This is a genomic window from Blastococcus sp. SYSU DS0510 (assembly GCF_054050835.1).
Genome location: NZ_JBJHAC010000011.1, coordinates 25,766 through 44,024, shown reverse-complemented (window position 1 = coordinate 44,024; position 18,259 = coordinate 25,766). Strand labels below are relative to the sequence as shown.

Sequence of the window (18,259 nt, the reverse complement as noted above, 5' to 3'; positions counted from 1 at the left end):
CGGGGCCGTGCGGCCGGCGCTGGAGCGGCTCGGGGCCGCCACCTCGGCGCCCGTGCCGGCGGACCTCCTCGCCTGGGCCGCCACGATGGGCACCGACGACGGGGCGCTGCCCCTGCTCGGCGCCGGCCGCCGCGCGGCGCCCTACCCCGGGCTGCTGTGGAACGGGGCCCGGCTGCACCGCGCCGGAGCGCCGGACGCCGACGGGCTGACGCTGGTCGCGCTCGCCGCGGCCCCCGACGACGCGCCGCTGGAGCTGATCGAGCAGGCAGTGGCTGCGGGGCTCGCGCTGGGCGCCGACCTGGCGGCGGGCGCGGCCGGCCCCGTGCCGACGGCCCGGGCGACGACGGGGGTGGTCGCCGCCGCGGCCTGCGCCGCCGTCGCCGCGGGGAGCGCCGACCTCGGCGGGGTCCTGGACGTCGCCGCCGGCCTCATGGCGGTGCAGCCCGCGGAGACCGGCACGGCCGACGAGCAGGCCCTCGCCCACGGGCACTGCCTCGCGGCCGGTTGGCTGGCCGCCCGGGCGTCCGAGGCCGGGCTGACCGGCATGCCCGACGCCCTGGCGCCCACGCTGGAGACGGTGACCGGCCGCCCCGCCCCCGCCGTCGCCCTCCCCACCCCGGTGCGCATGCCGGCCGGGGGCGGACGCGCCGCCGACCTCCTGGCGGCGCTGTCGTGACCGCCGTCCTGCTCAACTCCGCCGCGCCGTGGGGCGCCGGCGACGCGGTCGCCACCGCCGAGCAGGCCCTGGCCGCCGGCGCCGACGGCGTGGGCCTCGCCGACAGCCCGCGGCTGTTCCCCGACTGCCTCGTCGAGACCGAGCGCGTGCTGGCCGGCACCGCCGCCCGGCTCGCCGGCCCCTGCGTGGCCAGCCTGGGGCTGCGCCACCCGGCGACCCTGGCCGGCGCCGTCCGCACGCTGGAGGGGCTGCACCCGGGCCGGGTGCTCACCGTCGTCGGGCGCGGGGAGAGCTCCGTGCGCAACGAAGGGCTCGACCTCCCGCCGCTGCGGGAGTACACCGCCTCGCTGGGCGCCCTGCGCGAGGCGCTCGGCGACGCCGACCTGGGCGGGCGGCTGCTGGGCGCCGCCTCGGGACCCCGGACGATCGCGGCCACCGCCGCCGCGCTGGGCGGGGTGCTCGTCGACGCCGGCGCCGACCCCGACGTGGTCGCCCGCGCGGTGGCGCTCGCCCGCGCCGAGGACCCCGCGACCACCGTCTGGCTGTTCCTGCGCGCCACGGTCACCGGCTCGGACGCCGAGGCCACCGCTGCGGCCGAGCCGATCCTCGGCTCGTGCGCGCTGCGGCTGGTCTCCGCGCCGGAGTGGTACGGCCTGGACGACGACGAGGTGGCCGCCGCGCGACAGGTCGCCGAGGCCCACGACTACGCGCGGCACGGCAGCGCCGGTGCCCGCGGTGGCGTCGTCACCGAGGCGGACCGGTGGGTGCGGGACCGGTTCGTCCTCACCGGGGACGCGGCCGCGATCACCGCCCGGCTGCGCCCCCTCGCCGGACTGCGCATCGCCGGGGTGGTCCTCGCCGGCGCGGTGGCCGGGGTGCGGGACCACCTGGCCGAGCTGGTCCCCGCCGTCCGGGCCGGGCTCGGGGCGCAGGCGTGACCGCGACCGAGGAGCAGCCGTACCGGGCCCTCGGCGAGTTCGCGGCCGGCACCCGGCTCGACGACGTGCCCGGCGACGTCGTCGCCGCCACCCGCCTGCTGCTCGTCGACACCCTCGGCGCCCTGCTCGGCGGGCTGCGGTACCCGCCGGTGCGGGCGCTCGCCCACGAGCTCGGCACCGCCGGGGAGCGCGCCGGCGGACCGCCCGTCGGGACGCTGATCACCCTCGGTACCGCCGCGACCTGGCTCGACGCCGACTCCGGTGGCTCGTTCCACCCGCAGGGGCACCGGCTGCCGCCCGTGCCCACCGCGCACCCGGCGCCGCACGCGCTGCCGGTGCTGCTGCACGCCGCCGCGGCGGAGGACGTCGGCGACCGGCGGCTGCTGGAGGTGTTCCTGGTCGCCACCGAGGTGGGGCTGCGCGCCGGGACGGCGACGTCGCTGCGCCCGGGGATGCACCCGCACGGCGTGCACGGGCCCGCCGCGGCGGCGCTGGCCGAGGTGCTGCTGCACGACGGCTCCGCGCAGGAGCTGACGTCGGCGTTCCTCCTCGGGTCCGCCCTCCCGATGGCCGCGACGCTCGCCGTGCCGGTGCAGGGCGGGACCGTCCGGAACCTGTGGACCGGCCTGGGCGCCTGCTACGGGGCGCTCGCCGGCCGGCGGGTCCGGGAGGCCGGCGCGCGCGGCAGCGTCGGCACCTACCGCGCGCTCTTCGACTCGGCCGTGTGCACCGACCTCTCCGAGGCCGAGCTCGCCGGCGGGCTCGGCCTGCGCTGGCAGATCTCGCAGAGCTACCTGAAGCCCTACGCCTGCGCCCGGTGGATCCAGCCCGCGCTGGACGCGGTGCGCGCCGCCACGGACGGGGTGCCGCTGCGCACCGAGGAGATCGAGGCGGTGGAGGTCGCGACGTTCGCGTTCGCCGCGTCGCTCGACGGCACCGACGTCCGGTCGGACATGCACGCGCGCTTCTCGCTGCCGTACTGCGTCGCGACCCTGCTCACCGACGGCGGGCTGGACGCGGGGGCGTTCCTGCCCGGGCGGCTCGCGCGCCCGGCGGTGGCCGACCTGGCCCGCCGGGTGACGGTGCGCGAACGACCGGAGTTCACGGCGGCGCTGCCCGCGGAGCGCCCGGCGGAGGTGACCGTGCGGGCGAGGGACGGCCGGACGTGGACGGCGACCACCCGCAACGCGCGGGGAAACCCGGACGACCCGCTCACACGGGAAGAGGTGGCCGCCAAGTTCCGGGGCAACGTCGGGGACCTGCTGGCGCCGGCGCTGCGCGACGACGTCCTGGCGGGGCTGCTCGACGCGGACGACGGCCGGCACCTCGCCGCGGTGGCGCGCGCGGTCCTGGACGGCCTCGCGACCCGGTGACGGGCCGCACCGGCGGGGGGTCCCGCCGGTGCGGTCACTGCCCGGACTCGGCCTCGCGCGCCTCGCCGATCCGGTTGAGCCGCTCCAGCAGGACGGCGAGCGTCGCGACGTCCTCGGGCGGCCAGCCGGCCATGTCGCTCTCCCAGCGGGCCCGGCGGGCCGACCGGATGCGGGCCAGCCGCGCCGCCCCCTCGGCCGAGGGCGTCAGCACCTGCGCCCGGCCGTCGTCGGGGTCGGCGGTCCGGTCGACCAGCCCGAGCTCCACCAGGCTGGAGAGCTGCCGGCTGACGGTGCTCTTGTCCAGCCCGAGCCGTGCCACCAGGTCGCTGGCGCGCAGCGGTCCGGTGTCCTGCAGCAGGGCCAGCAGGCCGTACGCGGCGCCGTCGAGGTCGGGGTGCAGCTCCCGCGCCAGCCGGGTGGAGATGGCGCGCGACCGCCGGAGCAGCAGCCCGATCTCGCGCTCGAGCGCGACGAAGGCCTCGTGGGGGTCGACGTCCGGCCCGCTCACCGGCTACCGCCCGGGCGCCAGACGACGAGGGCCGAGGTCTGCCGCCGGTGCGGCACCAGGTCCGCGCGGTACGCCGCCGGGACCGCGGCCTCCGCCGCCATCCGGCGGTTCTCGGAGTGCTGCAGCTCCTCGAGCAGCTCGTGCACCCGGGCCTGCAGCGCCTCCACCTGGGACTCCAGCTCGATGATCCGCTTGATCCCGGCGAGGTTCACGCCGTCCTCCTGCGACAGCCGCTGGACCTCGCGCAGCAGCGCGACGTCACGGGGGCTGTACCGACGGCCGCCGCCGGGGGTCCGGCCGGGGCTGACCAGCCCGAGCCGGTCGTACTGCCGGAGCGTCTGGGCGTGCATGCCGGCCAGCTCGGCCGCCACGGAGATCACGAACACCGGGGCGTCGTCGGCGACGGCCTGGGCCGCGTCGCCCAGCGGCCCGCCCGACGGCCTGGTCATGCCTCACCTCCCGCCCGCACCGCGGCGGTGATCTGCGGGCGCGGGTCCTCGTCGATCTCCTCGGCCAGGTTCTCGACGGCCTTGCGCTGCGCCGGGGTCAGCCGCGCGGGGACGGCGATCTCCACGGTGACCAGCAGGTCGCCGGTGCGGCCCTTCGCCGGCACGCCGCGCCCGCGCACCCGGAGCGTGCGGCCGCTGGCGGTGCCGGGCGGCACCTTGAGCGACACGGTGCCGTCGAGGGTGGGGACGGTGAGCGTGGTGCCCAGCGCGGCCTCGGCGAAGGTGATCGGCACGGTCAGCGTGAGGTCCTCGCCCTTGCGGCCGAACAGCTCGTGGTCGGACACGTGGACGACGACGAAGAGGTCGCCGGCCGGGCCGCCCCGCCGCCCGGGCGCGCCCTTGCCGGCCAGCCGGATGCGCTGGCCGTCCTTGACCCCGGCTGGGATGCGCACCGTGATGGTGCGGGTCTGGCTGGTGATCCCGCTGCCGGCGCAGGTGGGGCACGGGTCCTCCACCACCTGACCGCTGCCGCGGCAGTTGCGGCACGGCTCGGAGAAGGCGAACGCGCCCTGGCTGCGGCTGGTCACCCCGGCGCCCTGGCAGACCGGGCAGGTGTGCGGCGAGGTGCCCGGGCGGGCGCCGCTGCCGGCGCAGGTCGGGCAGCTGCCCGGGCTCTGCATCCGCAGCGGCACCGTCACGCCGAGGACGGCCTCCTCGAAGGAGAGGGTCGCCTCGGTCTCGACGTCCTGGCCCCGGGCCGGACCGGACGCCGCCTGGCTGCGCGCCCGGGCCCCGCCACCCCCCGCGCCGCCGAAGAGGCCGCCGAGGATGTCGCCCAGGCCGCCGGCCCCGCGGGCGCCGGCACCGGCCCCGGCCGCCCCGAAGAGGTCGCCGAGGTCGAAGGGCTGGCCGCCGGGGCCCGCCCCCGGAAATCCGCCGGGGAAGCCGGCGCGGGCACCGGCTCCCCCGGCGCCGAACAGCCGCCGTGCGTCGTCGTACTCGCCGCGCCGCTTGGGGTCGGAGAGCACGTCGTAGGCCTCGGAGACCTCCTTGAACCGCGCCTCGGCCTCGGCGTTCCCCGGGTTCTTGTCCGGGTGCAGCTCGGTGGCCAGCTTGCGGTAGGCCTTCTTGATCGCGGCGGCGTCGGCGTCCTGGGGGACGCCGAGCGCGCCGTAGTAGTCCTTCTCGATGAAGTCACGGGTGCTCATCGACCCACCTCCGGTGAGGAACCGGAAGCCTCCGGCTGGTTCATCCGGCCCCCTCTCGTGATCGGTCGGTCGCCGTTCAGCCGGCGGTCTGGTCGGCGGACCCGGCGGGCTCCGCCGCCGGGGCCGGCGACTCCGGCTCGGTGACCGCGACCATCGCGGTGCGCAGCACCCGTTCGCCGCGGCGGTAGCCCTGCCGCAGCACGGTCGTGGCCGTGGGCACGCTCACCTCGGCGGAGGTGTCGTGCATGACGGCCTCGTGCAGCGACGGGTCGAACTCGTCGCCGGCCTTCCCGAACGCCTCGACCCCGAGCCCGTCGAGCAACCCGAGGACGCGGTCGGCCACCACCTTGAAGGCGCCGGTCAGGTCGCCGTGGTCGCGGGCCCGCTCGATGTCGTCGACGATCGGGAACAGCTGCGCGGCGAACCGCTCCGCCGCCTGGTCCACGACCAGCGCGCGGTCCCGGTCGACCCGCCGCCGGTAGTTGGCGTACTCGGCGGTGACCCGCTGCAGGTCCTCGGTGCGCTCGGCCAGCTGCTGGGCCAGGTCGCCGTCGGCGCCGGCCGGCGGTGCGGCGTCCTGCGCCCCGGTCTCCTGCTGCGGCGCCGTGCCCTGGTCCGGGCCCACGGCCTCGTCGGTGGCCGTCGTGTCGTGCTCGCTCATCTGCTCCCCTGGGAGGTCGGTACCGGGCCGGACGCCGGCCGGCTGCTCGCCGGCCGGCGTCCGCACTGCGCCGGTGACGGGGTCGATCCGCCGCCTGTCACGGATCATGACCCGCGGCTGCTCGTCCCCCGAACTCATCGGCGGTCGGTGTCCTCGTCGACGATCTCGGCGTCGACGACGTCGTCGTCACCCGAGGCCCGGGCACCCGTGGCACCGGCGCCGGCGTCGGTACCGCCCTCGGCGCCGGGCGCCCCGCCGGCCGCCTCGGCCTGCTGGGCGTAGAGCGCGCCGCCGACCTCCTGCGACACGCGGGCCACCTTCTCCTGCGCCGACTTGATGGCCTCGATGTCCGAGCCGCCGAGGGCCGAGCGCAGCTCCGACAGCGCCTCGCCGAGCTCGTCCTTCTTCTCGGCCGGGATCTTGTCGCCGTTCTCGGCCAGGAACTTCTCGGTCTGGTACTGCAGCGACTCGGCCAGGTTGCGGGTCTCGGCCTCCTCGCGGCGGCGCTTGTCCTCCTCGGCGTGCGCCTCGGCGTCCTTCATCATCCGCTCGATGTCCTCCTTGGGGAGGGCCGAGCCGCCGGTGATGGTCATCGACTGCTCCTTGCCCGTCCCGAGGTCCTTCGCGTGGACGTGGACGATGCCGTTGGCGTCGATGTCGAAGGCGACCTCGATCTGCGGGACGCCGCGCGGCGCCGGGGGCAGACCGGTGAGCTCGAACATGCCGAGCTTCTTGTTGTACATCGCCATCTCGCGCTCGCCCTGGAACACCTGGATCTGCACGGAGGGCTGGTTGTCGTCGGCCGTCGTGAAGATCTCGGAGCGCTTGGTGGGGATCGTGGTGTTGCGCTCGATGAGCTTGGTCATGATCCCGCCCTTGGTCTCGATGCCCAGGGAGAGCGGGGTGACGTCGAGGAGCAGGACGTCCTTGACCTCGCCGCGGAGGACGCCGGCCTGCAGCGCGGCGCCGATGGCGACGACCTCGTCGGGGTTGACGCCCTTGTTGGGCTCCTTGCCGCCGGTGAGCTCGCGCACCAGGTCGGAGACCGCGGGCATGCGGGTCGAGCCACCGACCAGGACGACGTGGTCGATCTGGTTCACCGAGATGCCGGCGTCGCGGATCGCCTGGTTGAACGGCGCGCGGGCGCGGTCGAGCAGGTCCTGCGTCATCCGCTGGAACTCGGCGCGGGTGATCGTGATGTCGAGGTGCAGCGGGCCCTCGGCGCCGGCGGTGATGTACGGCAGGTTGAGGTTGGTCGACTGCGCGCCGGACAGCTCGATCTTGGCCTTCTCGGCGGCCTCGCGGAGGCGCTGCATCGCCAGCTTGTCCTTGGACAGGTCGATGCCGTTCTGCGCGTTGAAGGTCTGCACCAGGTGCTTGACCACGCGCTCGTCCCAGTCGTCACCACCGAGGTGGTTGTCGCCGGCGGTGGCCTTCACCTCGATGACGCCGTCCCCGATCTCGAGCAGGGAGACGTCGAAGGTGCCGCCACCGAGGTCGAAGACGAGGATCGTCTGCTCGGTCTCGCCCTTGTCCAGGCCGTAGGCCAGCGCGGCCGCGGTCGGCTCGTTGACGATGCGCAGGACGTTGAGGCCCGCGATCTCGCCGGCCTCCTTGGTGGCCTGGCGCTGCGCGTCCTCGAAGTAGGCGGGGACGGTGATGACGGCGTCGGTCACCGGCTCGCCCAGGTAGGTCTCGGCGTCCCGCTTGAGCTTCTGCAGGATGCGGGCGCTGATCTCCTGCGGCGTGTACTTCTTGCCGTCGATCTCCTCGGTCCGCCAGTCCGTGCCCATGTGGCGCTTGACGCTGCGGATCGTGCGGTCGACGTTGGTGACGGCCTGGTTCTTGGCCGACTGGCCGACGAGGACCTCGCCGTTCTTGGCGAAGGCGACGACCGACGGGGTGGTGCGCGAGCCCTCGGAGTTCGCGATGACCGTCGGCTCACCGCCCTCGAGGACGGTGACGACGGAGTTGGTGGTGCCGAGGTCGATACCGACCGCTCGAGCCATGGAGATGGCCTCTCTTCCGTGTGCTGGGGTGGTACTGGTCCGTGCCGGGAGTCGGGGTCCGCCCTTGCGCGGGGTCCGCTCAACTTTCCTGCCCACCCTAACGGCAGGCGCGGCGGTCGTGTTCCCGAGCCCCGTCGACGCTCCCTCGCCCACGGCTCGACGCGTCGCCCGAGGCTCGTGGTCGCGCCCCCAGCGGTACGAGGCTGGGGGCGGTTCCACGAGCCTCGAAGCCCCTTCGCGGTCATCCACAGATCCGTCGACCACCCGCCGCACGACCCCCGCACGGCCGAGACTGCGCCGGTGCACCCCCTCCTCCGCGCCGCCGCCGAGCGCCAGCTGGGCCTGTTCACCGCACGGGACGCCCGCCGTGCCGGCTACGAGCACCCCGAGATCCGCCGCCTCCGCTCGTCGGGGGCCTGGGTCTGCCTCCGCCGCGGCGTCTACGCCCCTGCCGACGTCATCCGCTCGGCGACGACCGACGGCACCCGCCACCGGCTGGAGTGCCTCGCCGTCCTGCTGGAGCTCGACCGCCCGACCCTGGCGCTGAGCCACGGGACGGCCGCCCGGCTCTGGGGCCTACCGACCCCCAGGGCGACGACCGCGGGCCCGATCCGGCTGACCGACCCCCGGCTGTCCCGGCAGGGACGGGGCTACCGGGTCACCCAGGCCCCGCTGCGGCCGGACGACGTCACCTCGGAGGGACCGCTCCGCTTGACCACCACCACCCGCACCCTGCTCGACGGGGCCCGTCGGTGGCCGCTCGACGACGCGGTGGTCGCCATGGATGCCGCACTGCTCGGGAGGCGCGTCACCGTGCAGCAGCTCGCCGACGGGGCGGCGGCACTCCAGGGCTGGCCGGGCGCCCGCCGCGCCGCCCGGGCGGTGGACCTCGCCGACGGGCGCGCCGAGTCGCCCCTGGAGACGCGGGGCCGCCTGCGGATCATCGGGGCGGGGCTCCCGGCGCCGGTGCTGCAGGTGGAGATCCACAGCGCCGGGCGGCTGGTCGGCGTCGTCGACGCGTGGTTCGGGGCGGCCGCCGTCGCGGTCGAGTTCGACGGGAAGGTGAAGTACACGGACCCGTGGCGTGGGCGGACGCCCGCCGAGGTGTTGTGGGAGGAGAAGCGCCGCGAGGACGAGCTGCGAGCGCTGGGCATCCGCGTGGTCCGGGTCGCCGACGAGGACCTCGACCGCGGCTGGCCCCGGGTCGAGGCGCGGCTGCGCGAGCTGCTCACCGCCACCGGACCCACCGTGCGCCGCTTCACCGCCACACCCCGCGCGCGAGGTCGGACGCGCGCCGGCTGAGACCGCGGCCGATCGCCGCGACCCCAGGCGCAGAACGCTGTGATGCCGACCACGGGCCTGGGGTGACGGTCGGCCGCTGGGCACGGCGCCCCGTGGAGGTCGGCCGATCCGGGGCACAGCGCCCACGGTTACCCGCGAGTAGCCTCACAGCGCGCCAGCTATCGTGCGCTGGAGTGCGGGCTGCGTCTGTCCGCACTGCGCGCCGATCGCCGGCCCACCGGCCGGTGGGCCCGCGCGCACCGCACACAGCCCCGTCGCCAGCGCGGCCGGCGGGAGTCGACCGACGCCGCCAGGCGTACGGGAGGGGAAAACATGACGGGCCCGCTGCAGATCGTCCTGGGGACGATCAGCGTCCTGTTCCTGATCGTGTCGTCCGTCATGGCCTACCGGGCCGTCCGGGCGATGGTGCGCATCATCCGCACCGGCCAGCCCGACGGCACCCGCTTCGGCCCGGTCAAGACCCGGCTGAAGACGCTGGTCGTCGAGTCGCTGGGCCACACCCGGATGCTGAAGTGGTCGAGCATCGGCATCGCCCACTGGTTCGTCTTCGTCGGCTTCTACGGCCTCTTCCTGACGCTGGTCGAGGCGTTCGGCGAGGTGTGGAACCCGGCGTTCCACCTGCCGCTCATCGGAACCTGGCCGATCTGGAGCCTCTTCGTCGACTTCATCGGCACCGGCACGATCCTCGGGATCCTCTACCTGATCATCCGGCGTCAGCGGGACCACCCGCGCCGGCAGGGCCGCAAGAGCCGGTTCGCCGGGTCCAACGAGGGCCGCGGCTACTTCGTCGAGGCCGTCGTCCTGGTCGTCGGCATCAGCATCCTGAGCATCCGCGCCGCGAAGATCGCCTCCGGCCTGGACGACGCCCCGACCTGGTCCCACCCGGTGGCGAGCCTGGTGTCCAACCTCTTCCCGGACAACCCCGACGTCGTCTCGATCGTCGCGTTCATCAAGATCGTGGTCTCGCTGACCTGGCTGGTCGTCATCAGCCGGATCCTGAACATGGGTGTCGCGTGGCACCGGTTCAGCGCCTTCTTCAACATCTACTTCAAGCGCGAGCCCGACGGCGCTCCCGCGCTCGGCCCGCTGCCCGCCATGACCTCCGGTGGCAAGCCGATCGACTTCGAGGACCCGGGCGAGGACGACGTCTTCGGTCGCGGCAAGATCGAGGACTTCACCTGGAAGGGGATGCTGGACTTCACCACCTGCACCGAGTGCGGGCGGTGCCAGAGCCAGTGCCCGGCGTGGAACACGGGCAAGCCGCTCAGCCCGAAGATGGTGATCATGGACCTCCGCGACCACCTCTACGCGAAGGCCCCCTACCTCCTCGGTGAGAAGACGGCGTCCGAGACGGCGCCGGACTACGACGTCCTCAAGCCCTCCGACGAGCAGGTGTGGGCGTCGGGCTACGCCCGCATCGAGGGCACCAACGACGCCCAGGCGCACCGCCCGCTGGTCGGGACCCTCGAGGAGGGCGGGGTCATCGACCCCGACGTCCTGTGGAGCTGCACCAACTGCGGTGCCTGCGTGGAGCAGTGCCCGGTGGACATCGAGCACATCGACCACATCGAGGACATGCGCCGCTACCAGGTGCTGATCGAGTCCAGCTTCCCGTCCGAGGCCGGCGTCATGATGACCAACCTCGAGAAGCGCGGGAACCCGTGGGGCATGGGCGGCAACGTCCGCGAGGACTGGATCAAGGAGATGGACTTCGAGGTCCGCGTCGCCGACGGTCCGCTGCCCCACGAGGTCGAGTACCTGTTCTGGGTCGGCTGCGCCGGCGCCGTCGACGACCGCGCCAAGAAGGTCACCAAGGCCGTCGCCGAGCTCCTGCACACAGCCGGTGTGGAGTTCGCGGTCCTCGGCAACGGCGAGACCTGCTCGGGTGACCCGGCCCGCCGCATGGGCAACGAGTTCCTCTTCCAGCAGCTGGCCATGGAGAACGTCGAGACCCTCAACGGCGTCTTCGAGGGCCGGGTGCCGGGCACCCGCAAGATCGTCGCGACCTGCCCGCACTGCTTCAACTCGCTCGGCCGGGAGTACCCCCAGGTCGGCGGCGAGTACGAGGTCGTGCACCACACCCAGCTGCTGGGCAAGCTCGTGGAGGAGGGCCGGCTGACCCCGGTCACGCCCATCGACCGCAAGGTCACCTACCACGACCCGTGCTTCCTGGGCCGGCACAACAAGGTCTACACGCCCCCGCGCGAGATCCTCGACTCCGTCCAGGGCCTCTCCACGCAGGAGATGCACCGCTGCAAGGACCGCGGCTTCTGCTGCGGCGCCGGCGGTGCCCGCATGTGGATGGAGGAGAAGATCGGCAAGCGGATCAACATGGAGCGCACCGAGGAGGCCCTCGAGCTCGATCCCGACGTCATCTCCACCGCGTGCCCGTTCTGCATCACGATGCTCAGCGACGCGCTGACCAGCAAGAAGCAGAACGGCGAGGCCGGCGAGCACGTCGAGGTCCTCGACGTCAGCCAGATCCTGCTCCGCTCCATGACGCCGGTCGGCGTCAGCGCCCCGGGCGCGGAGTCCGGTGCCGACGTCGGCACCAAGGCCGACGACCCGGCCGGCACCGGCTCGGCGGCCACGGAGCACGGTCCGCAGACCTGACCCGCGGCAGCCCGACGACGGCGCGCGTCCCCCGCCCGGGGGCGCGCGCCGTCGCCGTTCCGGGGCACCGGGTGGTTGCGCGGCGCACCCACCCGGGGGCGATGTGCGCCGCGTCATGGAGGACGCTTTCGGGGTGACGCGCACCGCCCCTGCCCGCAGCAGCACCGGCCGCGATCGACGGCGGGGTCTCGGGATGCTGGCCGTCGCCATCGTCCTGACGGCGCTCAACCTCCGGACGGCGGTCACCAGCGTCGGCCCCGTCCTGCAGGAGATCGAGCGGGGCCTGGGCATCTCGAGCAGCGCGGCCGGCGTCATCACCACCATGCCGGTGCTCTGCTTCGCGCTCATCGGCTTCGCCGGACCGGCCCTGTCGGCGCGCTTCCGCGACTCCCACGTGCTCGCCGGCGCCCTGATCGCGATGACCGCCGGGCTCGTGCTGCGCAGCCTGGCCGAGGCCTTCCCGGTCTTCCTCGCCGGGACGGCGCTGGCGATGGCCGGCGGGGCCCTCGGCAACGTCATGCTGCCCGGCCTGGTGAAGCGCCACTTCCCGGGGCGGACCGGACCGCTCGTCGGCGCGTACAGCACGGCGATGGGCCTGGGCGCGACCCTGGCCGCCGTCGCCTCGCAGCCCATCGCCGACGCGGCGGGCACCGACGGTGGCGGGTGGCGCTGGGCGCTCGTCGTCTGGGCGCTGCCCGCGCTGATCGCGGCGACGGTCTGGCTGGCCCTCCCCGCCGCTCCGGACACCTCCCGGCAGAGCCACACCACCGTCCGCATGCGGTCGCTGGTGCACAGCCCGACGGCGGTGGCGATCACCGCGTTCTTCGGCGTCCAGGCGCTGCAGGCCTACGTCGTCATCGGCTGGTCGGCGCAGTACCTGCGCGACTCGGGCCTGAGCGCGGCGACCGCCGGGCTGCTGCTGGGCCTGAACTCCGTCGTCGGCCTCCCGTTGAGCGCCGTCATCCCGTCGCTCACCGTCCGGCCGTTCCTGCAGCGCCCGCTGCTGGCGGTCTTCCTCGCCAGCTACGTGACCGGCTGGGTCGGCCTCTGGACGGCGCCGACCGCCGCGCCGTGGCTCTGGATGATCCTGATCGCCGTCGGCATGGGCACCTTCTCGATGGTGCTCACGCTCATCGGCCTGCGCGCCCGAACGCCGGAGACCGTCGCGGCGCTCTCCACCGTCAGCCAGAGCTGGGGTTACGTCGTCGCCGGGGCGGGCCCGCTGCTGGTGGGCGTCCTGCGCGGGGCGACCGGCAGCTACGACGGCATGTTCGTCATCGTGCTCACCGGTGTGGCGGTGCTCGCCGTCGCCGGGTGGATCGCCACGCGGCAGGTCTTCGTCGACGACGAGGTGGAGCGGACGGTCCCCGGCTGGTCGCCGGCGGGCCGCTGCTCAGGCGTGCTGGAGAGCGCCGGGGTCGAGGTCCCGGCCGCCGCCCGGGTCGACGACGCCACACCGCCGCGCGGCTAGGGGCGCCGGGTCTCCGCGCGGGTGAAGTTGCGGAACGCGCGCGACGGGGTCGGCCCGCGCTGGTCCTGGTACCGGGATCCGTAGACGGCGGAGCCGTAGGGGTGCTCGGCCGCGCTGGTCAGGCGGAACAGGCAGAGCTGCCCGATCTTCATGCCCGGCCAGAGGGTGATCGGCAGGTTCGCCACGTTGGACAGCTCCAGCGTGATGTGCCCGGAGAAGCCCGGGTCGACGAAGCCCGCCGTCGAGTGCGTGAGCAATCCGAGACGGCCGAGACTCGACTTCCCCTCGAGCCGGGCGGCGAGGTCGTCGGGGATGCTCACCACCTCCAGCGTCGAGCCCAGCACGAACTCGCCCGGGTGCAGCACGAACGGCTCGTCGCCGTCGGGCTCGACCAGGGTGGTGAGGTCGTCCTGCTGCTTCGCCGGGTCGATGTGGGTGTACCGGGCGTTGTTGAAGACGCGGAAGAACCGGTCCAGCCGGACGTCGATGCTGGACGGCTGCACCAGCCCCGGGTCGTAGGGCTCGATGCCGAGGCGTCCCCCGGCGATCGCGGCCGTGATGTCGCGGTCGCTCAGCAGCATGGCGCGGAGTCTAGGGAACCGCCTTCCCGCTCTCCCGGAGTGAAGGGCAGCGCCCGGCGCTCGAGCAGCACGCGGCCACGGGCCTGCTGGGTTCCTTCCGGCGCACCGCCACCGACATCAACGACGCCCGGGGCGCGACGCAGGCGGCCGCCGGTCGGGTCACCGATGCGCAGAGCAGCCGGCTGCGGCTGGCCGACGACTTCGAGTCCGTGGTGCTCTCCATGTCGGAGCAGGTGGCGACCGCCGCGACCGAGCTCAGCGCGTCGGCGTCCGGGCTCACCGCGGCCGCGTCCGCGGCCAGCACCGAGGTCGGGACCGCGCAGGACACCATCGGGTCGCTCACCCGCTCGTCGGCCGAGATCAAGGAGATCATCGCGCTCATCGACTCGGTGGCCGCCCAGACCCGCCTGCTCGCGCTCAACGCCACCATCGAGGCGGCCCGCGCGGGCGAGGCGGGCAAGGGGTTCGCCGTCGTCGCCTCGGAGGTCAAGGACCTCGCCGACCAGACCGGCCGCGCCACAGAACGGGTCACCGCCCAGGTCGAGCAGATCCGGCAGGCGTCGGAGGACGTCGCGGCCGTCATGAGCAGCGTGAGCTCGACCGTCGACGACATGAACGGGCTCGTCGACGGCATCGCGGCCGCGGTGGACGGCTCGGCGTCGCTGAACACCGCCCACGAGGACGTCACCGGGCTCTCGCGGATGGCGGAGAAGCTGCGGTCGGAGGCGATCGGCTTCCTGGCCGAGATGCGGCGCTGAGGAGGCCGCTGTCGCGGCGGGACGGCGACCAGGTAGTCTCGTCGCCGTCCGCGGGTGTAGTTCAATGGTAGAACATCAGCTTCCCAAGCTGACAGTGCGAGTTCGATTCTCGTCACCCGCTCCACCCCGAGGCCCCGGTCCCCGCGACCGGGGCCTCGTCGCGTTCTGGCCCGCGGGCCATTACGGACCAGGACCGGGGCCTTTGGTCCCTGGGGGGCCACCGGATCGTGCCCGAGGATGGGCGAAGCGCTTCCCCCACCGGGCCGCCGCTCCTACCGTCAGGGCCGTGCCCCCGCCCTGTCGCCGGTCCCGTCGATGAGCGACGACGCCGCAGCGCTCACCGCTGCGGTGCTGGCGGCGGCCTCGGGCGGGCAGCTCGAGGCGACCCTGCACGAGATCGTCGCGGTCGCGGTCCGGCACGTCGACGCCCGCTACGGCGCGCTGGGCGTGCTCACCCCTGACGGGAGCGGCCTGGACCGGTTCGTCACCGTGGGCATGGGGCCCGAGGACCACCAGCGGATCGGTCACCCGCCCGCGGGCGCCGGCATCCTGGGCCTGCTGGTCCAGGACCCGACGCCGCTCCGGCTGGCCGACCTGCGCGCCCACCCCGCCTCCGTGGGCGTCCCCGCTGGGCACCCCCCGATGGGGTCCTTCCTCGGAGTGCCGGTCCGCGCCCGCGACTCCGCCTTCGGCCACCTGTACCTCACCGAGAAACTGACCGGGGGCGAGTTCACCGCCGCCGACCTGGAGATCACCCGGGCCATGGCGGCGGTGGCGGGGCTGGCCATCGAGAACGCCCGGCTGCTGGAGCACGCCGAGCAACGCCGGGCCTGGTCGCAGGCGGGCACCGACATCGCGACGGCGCTGCTGTCGGGGCGCCCGGCCGGGGAGGTGCTGCGCGCCGCGGCGGCGCGCGTCGCCGAGCTCGCCGACGCCGACACCGTCGGCATCCTCGCGCCGTTGACCGGGGACGAGGGGACGCTGACCGTCACCGCGGCGGTCGGGCCCGACGCCGCCGACTCCGAGGGCGTGCGGATCCCGCTGGCCGGCACCCGGCTGGGGGACGCGCACCGCTCCGGCACCCCCGCGCTGGTCGAGGACGTCGCCGTCCCGCAGGAGCCGGGCACCACCCACGCCGCGGTGATCGGTGAGTTCACGGCCCGCTACGGCCCGGCCCTGTTCCTCCCCCTGGGCGGCGCGTCCCCGCCGACCACGCTGGTCGCGCTGCGGGTGCGGGGGCGACCGCCCTTCGACCCCGCGGTGCTGGAGCCGGCCTCGGCGTTCGGCACCCACGCGACCGTCGCCATGCGGCTGGTCCGCAGCCAGCAGCGCGAGCAGCGGCTGCAGGTACAGGCCGACCGCGACCGCATCGCCCGGGACCTGCACGACCACGTGGTGCAGCGCATCTTCGCCACCGCCCTGGCCCTGGACCGGTTGGGCCGCTCCGTGGAGGAGACCGCCCCCGCCGTCGCCGGGCGGATCGCGACCCACGTGGACGAGCTCGACGGCACCATCGCCCGTATCCGCGCGTCGATCTTCGAGCTGCACGGAGCGGAGGACTCCTCGTCGGACGCCGTCCGGCGGCGGCTGGCCGAGGTGGTGCGCTCGGTGACCGACGGGCACGGGCTGCGCCCCGACCTCCGGGTGCGCAGCGAGGTCGAGGACCTGCCGCCGGGCATGGCCGGCGACGTGATCGCCGTCGTCCGGGAGCTGGTCACCAACGTGGTCCGCCACGCCCGGGCGACCCGGGTGGCCGTGTCGGTGACCCTGGGCGACGAGGTGGGGGTCGTGGTCACCGACGACGGCGGCGGCGTGCCGGCGGTCACCGTGCGCAGCGGGCTGGCCAACCTGGCCGACCGCGCCGAACGCCGCGGCGGGCGGCTGGCGGTCTCCACGGGCCCCTCGGGGACCGAGATCCGGTGGACGGTGCCGCTGCCGGCCTGACGGCCGCTGCCTCAGCGCCGGGGGTCGCGCAGCTCGGTGGCCAGGATGGCGGCCTGGGTACGGCGCTCGAGCCCGAGCTTGGCCAGCAGGTGGCTGGTGTAGTTCTTCACGGTCTTCTCGGCCAGCCCCATCCGCTCGCCGATCTGGCGGTTGGTCAGCCCCTCGCCGATGAGCGCCAGGACGGTGCGCTCCTGGTCGGTCAGCACCGCGAGCCGGTCGCTGCCGGACCGGGGCCGGGGCGGTGCACCGGGCTCGGTGAGGGCGCCGCCCGCCGCGACGGTCCGCACCGCCTGCACCAGCGCCGAGCCGCGCACCTGCTTGAGCAGGAAACCGGCCGCGCCGGCCCGCACCGCCTCGTCGCGGGCCGCCCGGTCGGCGTAGCTGGTGAGGACCAGGCACCGCACCCGCGGGAGGCGGGCGGTCAGGTCGCGGCAGAGCGTGGCGCCGTCGCCGTCGGGCAGCCGCATGTCCAGGACGGCGACGTCGGGACGGACGGCGGGCGCCCGCGCCAGCGCCTCGGCGCACGAGCCCGCCTCCCCGACGACGGAGATGGCCGGGTCGTCCTCGAGCACGTCGGCCACGCCGCGACGCACCACCTCGTGGTCGTCGACCAGGAACACCCGCACGGTCGGGGCCCCACCGGCTGCCTGCTCCACGCCGCGAACGCTAGACCGAGGTCGCCCTCCGGGGCAGCGTCCCGAGCACGGGGAAGGGCTTCCTCAGGCCGGCAGCAGCAGCGCCGCGTACAGGGTCAGGCCTGGCCCGAACGCCATGGCCACGACCGGGCCGTCGACGTCGGCCAGCTCCTGGAGCACCAGCAGGACGGTCGCCGAGGAGCAGTTGCCGTGCTCGGAGAGCACCCGGCGGGACGCCGCGACCTGCTCCTCGCGCAGCCCCAGCTCGTCGCGGACGACGTCGATGATGCGCGGGCCGCCGGGGTGCACGGCCCACCCGGCGACGTCCTCGGTGCGCAGGCCTGCCCCGGAGAGCAACTCGTCGACGACGTCGCCCACGTGCCGGGAGAGGACGTCGGGCACCCGCGGGGAGAGCCCCATGCGGAAGCCGAGGTCGGTGACGTCCCAGGTCATGTGGTCGGCCGTGGAGGCGTCGGTGCGCGCGACGACCGCGGCCAGCCGCCGCCCGCGGGACGTGCCGGGCTCGACGACCACCGCCGCGGCGGCGTCGGAGAACAACGCGTGCGCGACCACCTGCTCGAGGTCGTCCTGAGCGGGCTGCACGTGCAGGCTGGTCAGCTCGCAGCACAGCAGCACCGCCGGCCGGGACCGGGCGGTGACGAAGTCGCCGACGGCGGCCAGGCCGGGGATGGCCGCGTAGCAGCCCATGTGCCCGACCAGCAGCCGCTGCAGCCCCGTGGGCATGCCGAGGTCGCTGGCCAGCCGGATGTCCAGCCCGGGCGTCGCGTACCCGGTGCAGGTCGCGACGGCGAAGAGGCCGACGTCGCCCGGGGCGAGCCCGGCGGAGTCCAGCGCGCCGGCCACCGCCTGCTTGCCCAGCGGCAGGGCCTCCTCGATGTACCGGGCCATGCGCGCGCCGGTGCCCCAGCCGCTGAGGTCCTCGTCCATGGGGTTGGCGACCGCGTGCCGGCTGCGGACGCCGGCGCCGAGGAAGATCCGGCGGGCGGCGCGGACCCCCGCGTAGTGGTCGGCGAAGAACCCGTCCCAGGCGGCCTCCTGGTCGAGCGTGGTGGGCAGCGCGGACCCGGCCCCGGTGAGGACGGCGGTCGTCACGGGCGCGGCTCCACGGCCGA

Annotated in this window: 16 protein-coding genes and 1 tRNA gene; 9 read left to right on the top strand and 8 right to left on the bottom strand. The window is 75.0% G+C overall.

What is annotated here, in order from left to right:
• Positions 1-7: 7 nt before the first annotated feature.
• Genes ACI79P_RS10715 through ACI79P_RS10705 form a run of 3 tightly spaced genes read left to right on the top strand, consistent with a single transcriptional unit; the run spans position 8 to position 2,987 of the window.
• Entirely contained in the window at positions 8-676 is a 669-nt protein-coding gene (locus ACI79P_RS10715) for a hypothetical protein (RefSeq protein ID WP_456581030.1), read from the top strand.
• Positions 673-1,614, top strand: a complete 942-nt coding sequence (locus tag ACI79P_RS10710; protein WP_456581029.1) for an LLM class flavin-dependent oxidoreductase — start codon at positions 673-675, stop codon at positions 1,612-1,614. The genes ACI79P_RS10715 and ACI79P_RS10710 overlap by 4 nt, the downstream gene beginning before the upstream one ends.
• Positions 1,611-2,987 carry an MmgE/PrpD family protein gene (locus tag ACI79P_RS10705; RefSeq protein WP_456581028.1) on the top strand — a complete coding sequence of 459 codons (1,377 nt, stop codon included), beginning with the start codon at positions 1,611-1,613 and terminating at the stop codon, positions 2,985-2,987. Before ACI79P_RS10710 ends, ACI79P_RS10705 begins: the two co-directional genes overlap by 4 nt.
• A 34-nt stretch (positions 2,988-3,021) precedes the next feature.
• Here the strand turns inward: ACI79P_RS10705 and ACI79P_RS10700 are convergent, their stop codons facing one another.
• From ACI79P_RS10700 to dnaK, 5 genes are all read right to left on the bottom strand, one after another.
• Positions 3,022-3,495 (bottom strand): MarR family winged helix-turn-helix transcriptional regulator, encoded by a 474-nt coding sequence (locus ACI79P_RS10700; RefSeq protein WP_456581027.1) that lies wholly within the window; start codon positions 3,493-3,495, stop codon positions 3,022-3,024.
• Complete coding sequence (locus ACI79P_RS10695; protein ID WP_456581026.1) at positions 3,492-3,944, bottom strand: heat shock protein transcriptional repressor HspR; 453 nt, start codon at positions 3,942-3,944, stop codon at positions 3,492-3,494. The genes ACI79P_RS10700 and ACI79P_RS10695 overlap by 4 nt, the downstream gene beginning before the upstream one ends.
• Positions 3,941-5,152: a molecular chaperone DnaJ gene (gene dnaJ / locus ACI79P_RS10690; protein ID WP_456581025.1), complete on the bottom strand. Its 1,212-nt coding sequence runs from the start codon at positions 5,150-5,152 to the stop codon at positions 3,941-3,943. The genes ACI79P_RS10695 and dnaJ overlap by 4 nt, the downstream gene beginning before the upstream one ends.
• 76 nt (positions 5,153-5,228) lie before the next feature.
• A complete protein-coding gene (gene grpE, locus ACI79P_RS10685; RefSeq protein WP_456581024.1) occupies positions 5,229-5,921 on the bottom strand; it encodes a nucleotide exchange factor GrpE in 693 nt (230 codons plus the stop codon).
• Between the two features lie 26 nt (positions 5,922-5,947).
• Positions 5,948-7,822, bottom strand: a complete 1,875-nt coding sequence (gene dnaK / locus ACI79P_RS10680) for a molecular chaperone DnaK (protein ID WP_456581023.1) — start codon at positions 7,820-7,822, stop codon at positions 5,948-5,950.
• Between the two features lie 300 nt (positions 7,823-8,122).
• Here dnaK and ACI79P_RS10675 point away from each other — a divergent pair, with 300 nt between their 5' ends.
• From ACI79P_RS10675 to ACI79P_RS10665, 3 genes are all read left to right on the top strand, one after another.
• Positions 8,123-9,124, top strand: coding sequence for a type IV toxin-antitoxin system AbiEi family antitoxin domain-containing protein (locus tag ACI79P_RS10675; RefSeq protein WP_456581022.1), 1,002 nt, complete (start codon positions 8,123-8,125; stop codon positions 9,122-9,124).
• Positions 9,125-9,436: 312 nt separating this feature from the next.
• Positions 9,437-11,737 (top strand): heterodisulfide reductase-related iron-sulfur binding cluster, encoded by a 2,301-nt coding sequence (locus ACI79P_RS10670; protein WP_456581021.1) that lies wholly within the window; start codon positions 9,437-9,439, stop codon positions 11,735-11,737.
• Between the two features lie 133 nt (positions 11,738-11,870).
• Positions 11,871-13,208 carry an MFS transporter gene (locus ACI79P_RS10665; RefSeq protein ID WP_456581020.1) on the top strand — a complete coding sequence of 446 codons (1,338 nt, stop codon included), beginning with the start codon at positions 11,871-11,873 and terminating at the stop codon, positions 13,206-13,208.
• On the opposite strand, the gene dcd is transcribed toward ACI79P_RS10665, so the two are convergent.
• Complete coding sequence (dcd, locus tag ACI79P_RS10660) at positions 13,205-13,789, bottom strand: dCTP deaminase (RefSeq protein WP_456581019.1); 585 nt, start codon at positions 13,787-13,789, stop codon at positions 13,205-13,207. The genes ACI79P_RS10665 and dcd overlap by 4 nt on opposite strands.
• A 221-nt stretch (positions 13,790-14,010) precedes the next feature.
• On the opposite strand from dcd, the gene ACI79P_RS10655 reads away from it, so the two are divergent.
• The 3 genes from ACI79P_RS10655 (at position 14,011) to ACI79P_RS10645 (ending at position 16,491) form a co-directional block, all read left to right on the top strand.
• Positions 14,011-14,547 (top strand): methyl-accepting chemotaxis protein, encoded by a 537-nt coding sequence (locus tag ACI79P_RS10655; RefSeq protein WP_456581018.1) that lies wholly within the window; start codon positions 14,011-14,013, stop codon positions 14,545-14,547.
• A gap of 50 nt (positions 14,548-14,597) precedes the next feature.
• Positions 14,598-14,671, top strand: a tRNA-Gly gene (locus tag ACI79P_RS10650).
• Positions 14,672-14,862: 191 nt separating this feature from the next.
• Complete coding sequence (locus ACI79P_RS10645; RefSeq protein WP_456581017.1) at positions 14,863-16,491, top strand: GAF domain-containing protein; 1,629 nt, start codon at positions 14,863-14,865, stop codon at positions 16,489-16,491.
• An 11-nt stretch (positions 16,492-16,502) separates the two neighbouring features.
• Here the strand turns inward: ACI79P_RS10645 and ACI79P_RS10640 are convergent, their stop codons facing one another.
• Together ACI79P_RS10640 and ACI79P_RS10635 are read right to left on the bottom strand one after the other, a co-directional pair.
• The gene (locus tag ACI79P_RS10640; protein WP_456581016.1) at positions 16,503-17,147 is read right to left on the bottom strand and encodes a response regulator; all 645 of its coding nucleotides are present in this window, start codon (positions 17,145-17,147) and stop codon (positions 16,503-16,505) included.
• Positions 17,148-17,210: 63 nt separating this feature from the next.
• Positions 17,211-18,239 carry a type III polyketide synthase gene (locus ACI79P_RS10635; RefSeq protein ID WP_456581015.1) on the bottom strand — a complete coding sequence of 343 codons (1,029 nt, stop codon included), beginning with the start codon at positions 18,237-18,239 and terminating at the stop codon, positions 17,211-17,213.
• Positions 18,240-18,259: the final 20 nt, after the last annotated feature.

Coding starts and splice junctions, on each gene's coding strand:
- dnaK (WP_456581023.1), bottom strand. CDS start 7,822: ATGGCTCGAGCGGTCGGTATCGACCTCGGCACCACCAACTCCGTCGTC.
- ACI79P_RS10655 (WP_456581018.1), top strand. CDS start 14,011: ATGTCGGAGCAGGTGGCGACCGCCGCGACCGAGCTCAGCGCGTCGGCG.
- dcd (WP_456581019.1), bottom strand. CDS start 13,789: ATGCTGCTGAGCGACCGCGACATCACGGCCGCGATCGCCGGGGGACGC.
- grpE (WP_456581024.1), bottom strand. CDS start 5,921: ATGATCCGTGACAGGCGGCGGATCGACCCCGTCACCGGCGCAGTGCGG.
- ACI79P_RS10670 (WP_456581021.1), top strand. CDS start 9,437: ATGACGGGCCCGCTGCAGATCGTCCTGGGGACGATCAGCGTCCTGTTC.
- ACI79P_RS10645 (WP_456581017.1), top strand. CDS start 14,863: ATGAGCGACGACGCCGCAGCGCTCACCGCTGCGGTGCTGGCGGCGGCC.
- dnaJ (WP_456581025.1), bottom strand. CDS start 5,152: ATGAGCACCCGTGACTTCATCGAGAAGGACTACTACGGCGCGCTCGGC.
- ACI79P_RS10695 (WP_456581026.1), bottom strand. CDS start 3,944: ATGACCAGGCCGTCGGGCGGGCCGCTGGGCGACGCGGCCCAGGCCGTC.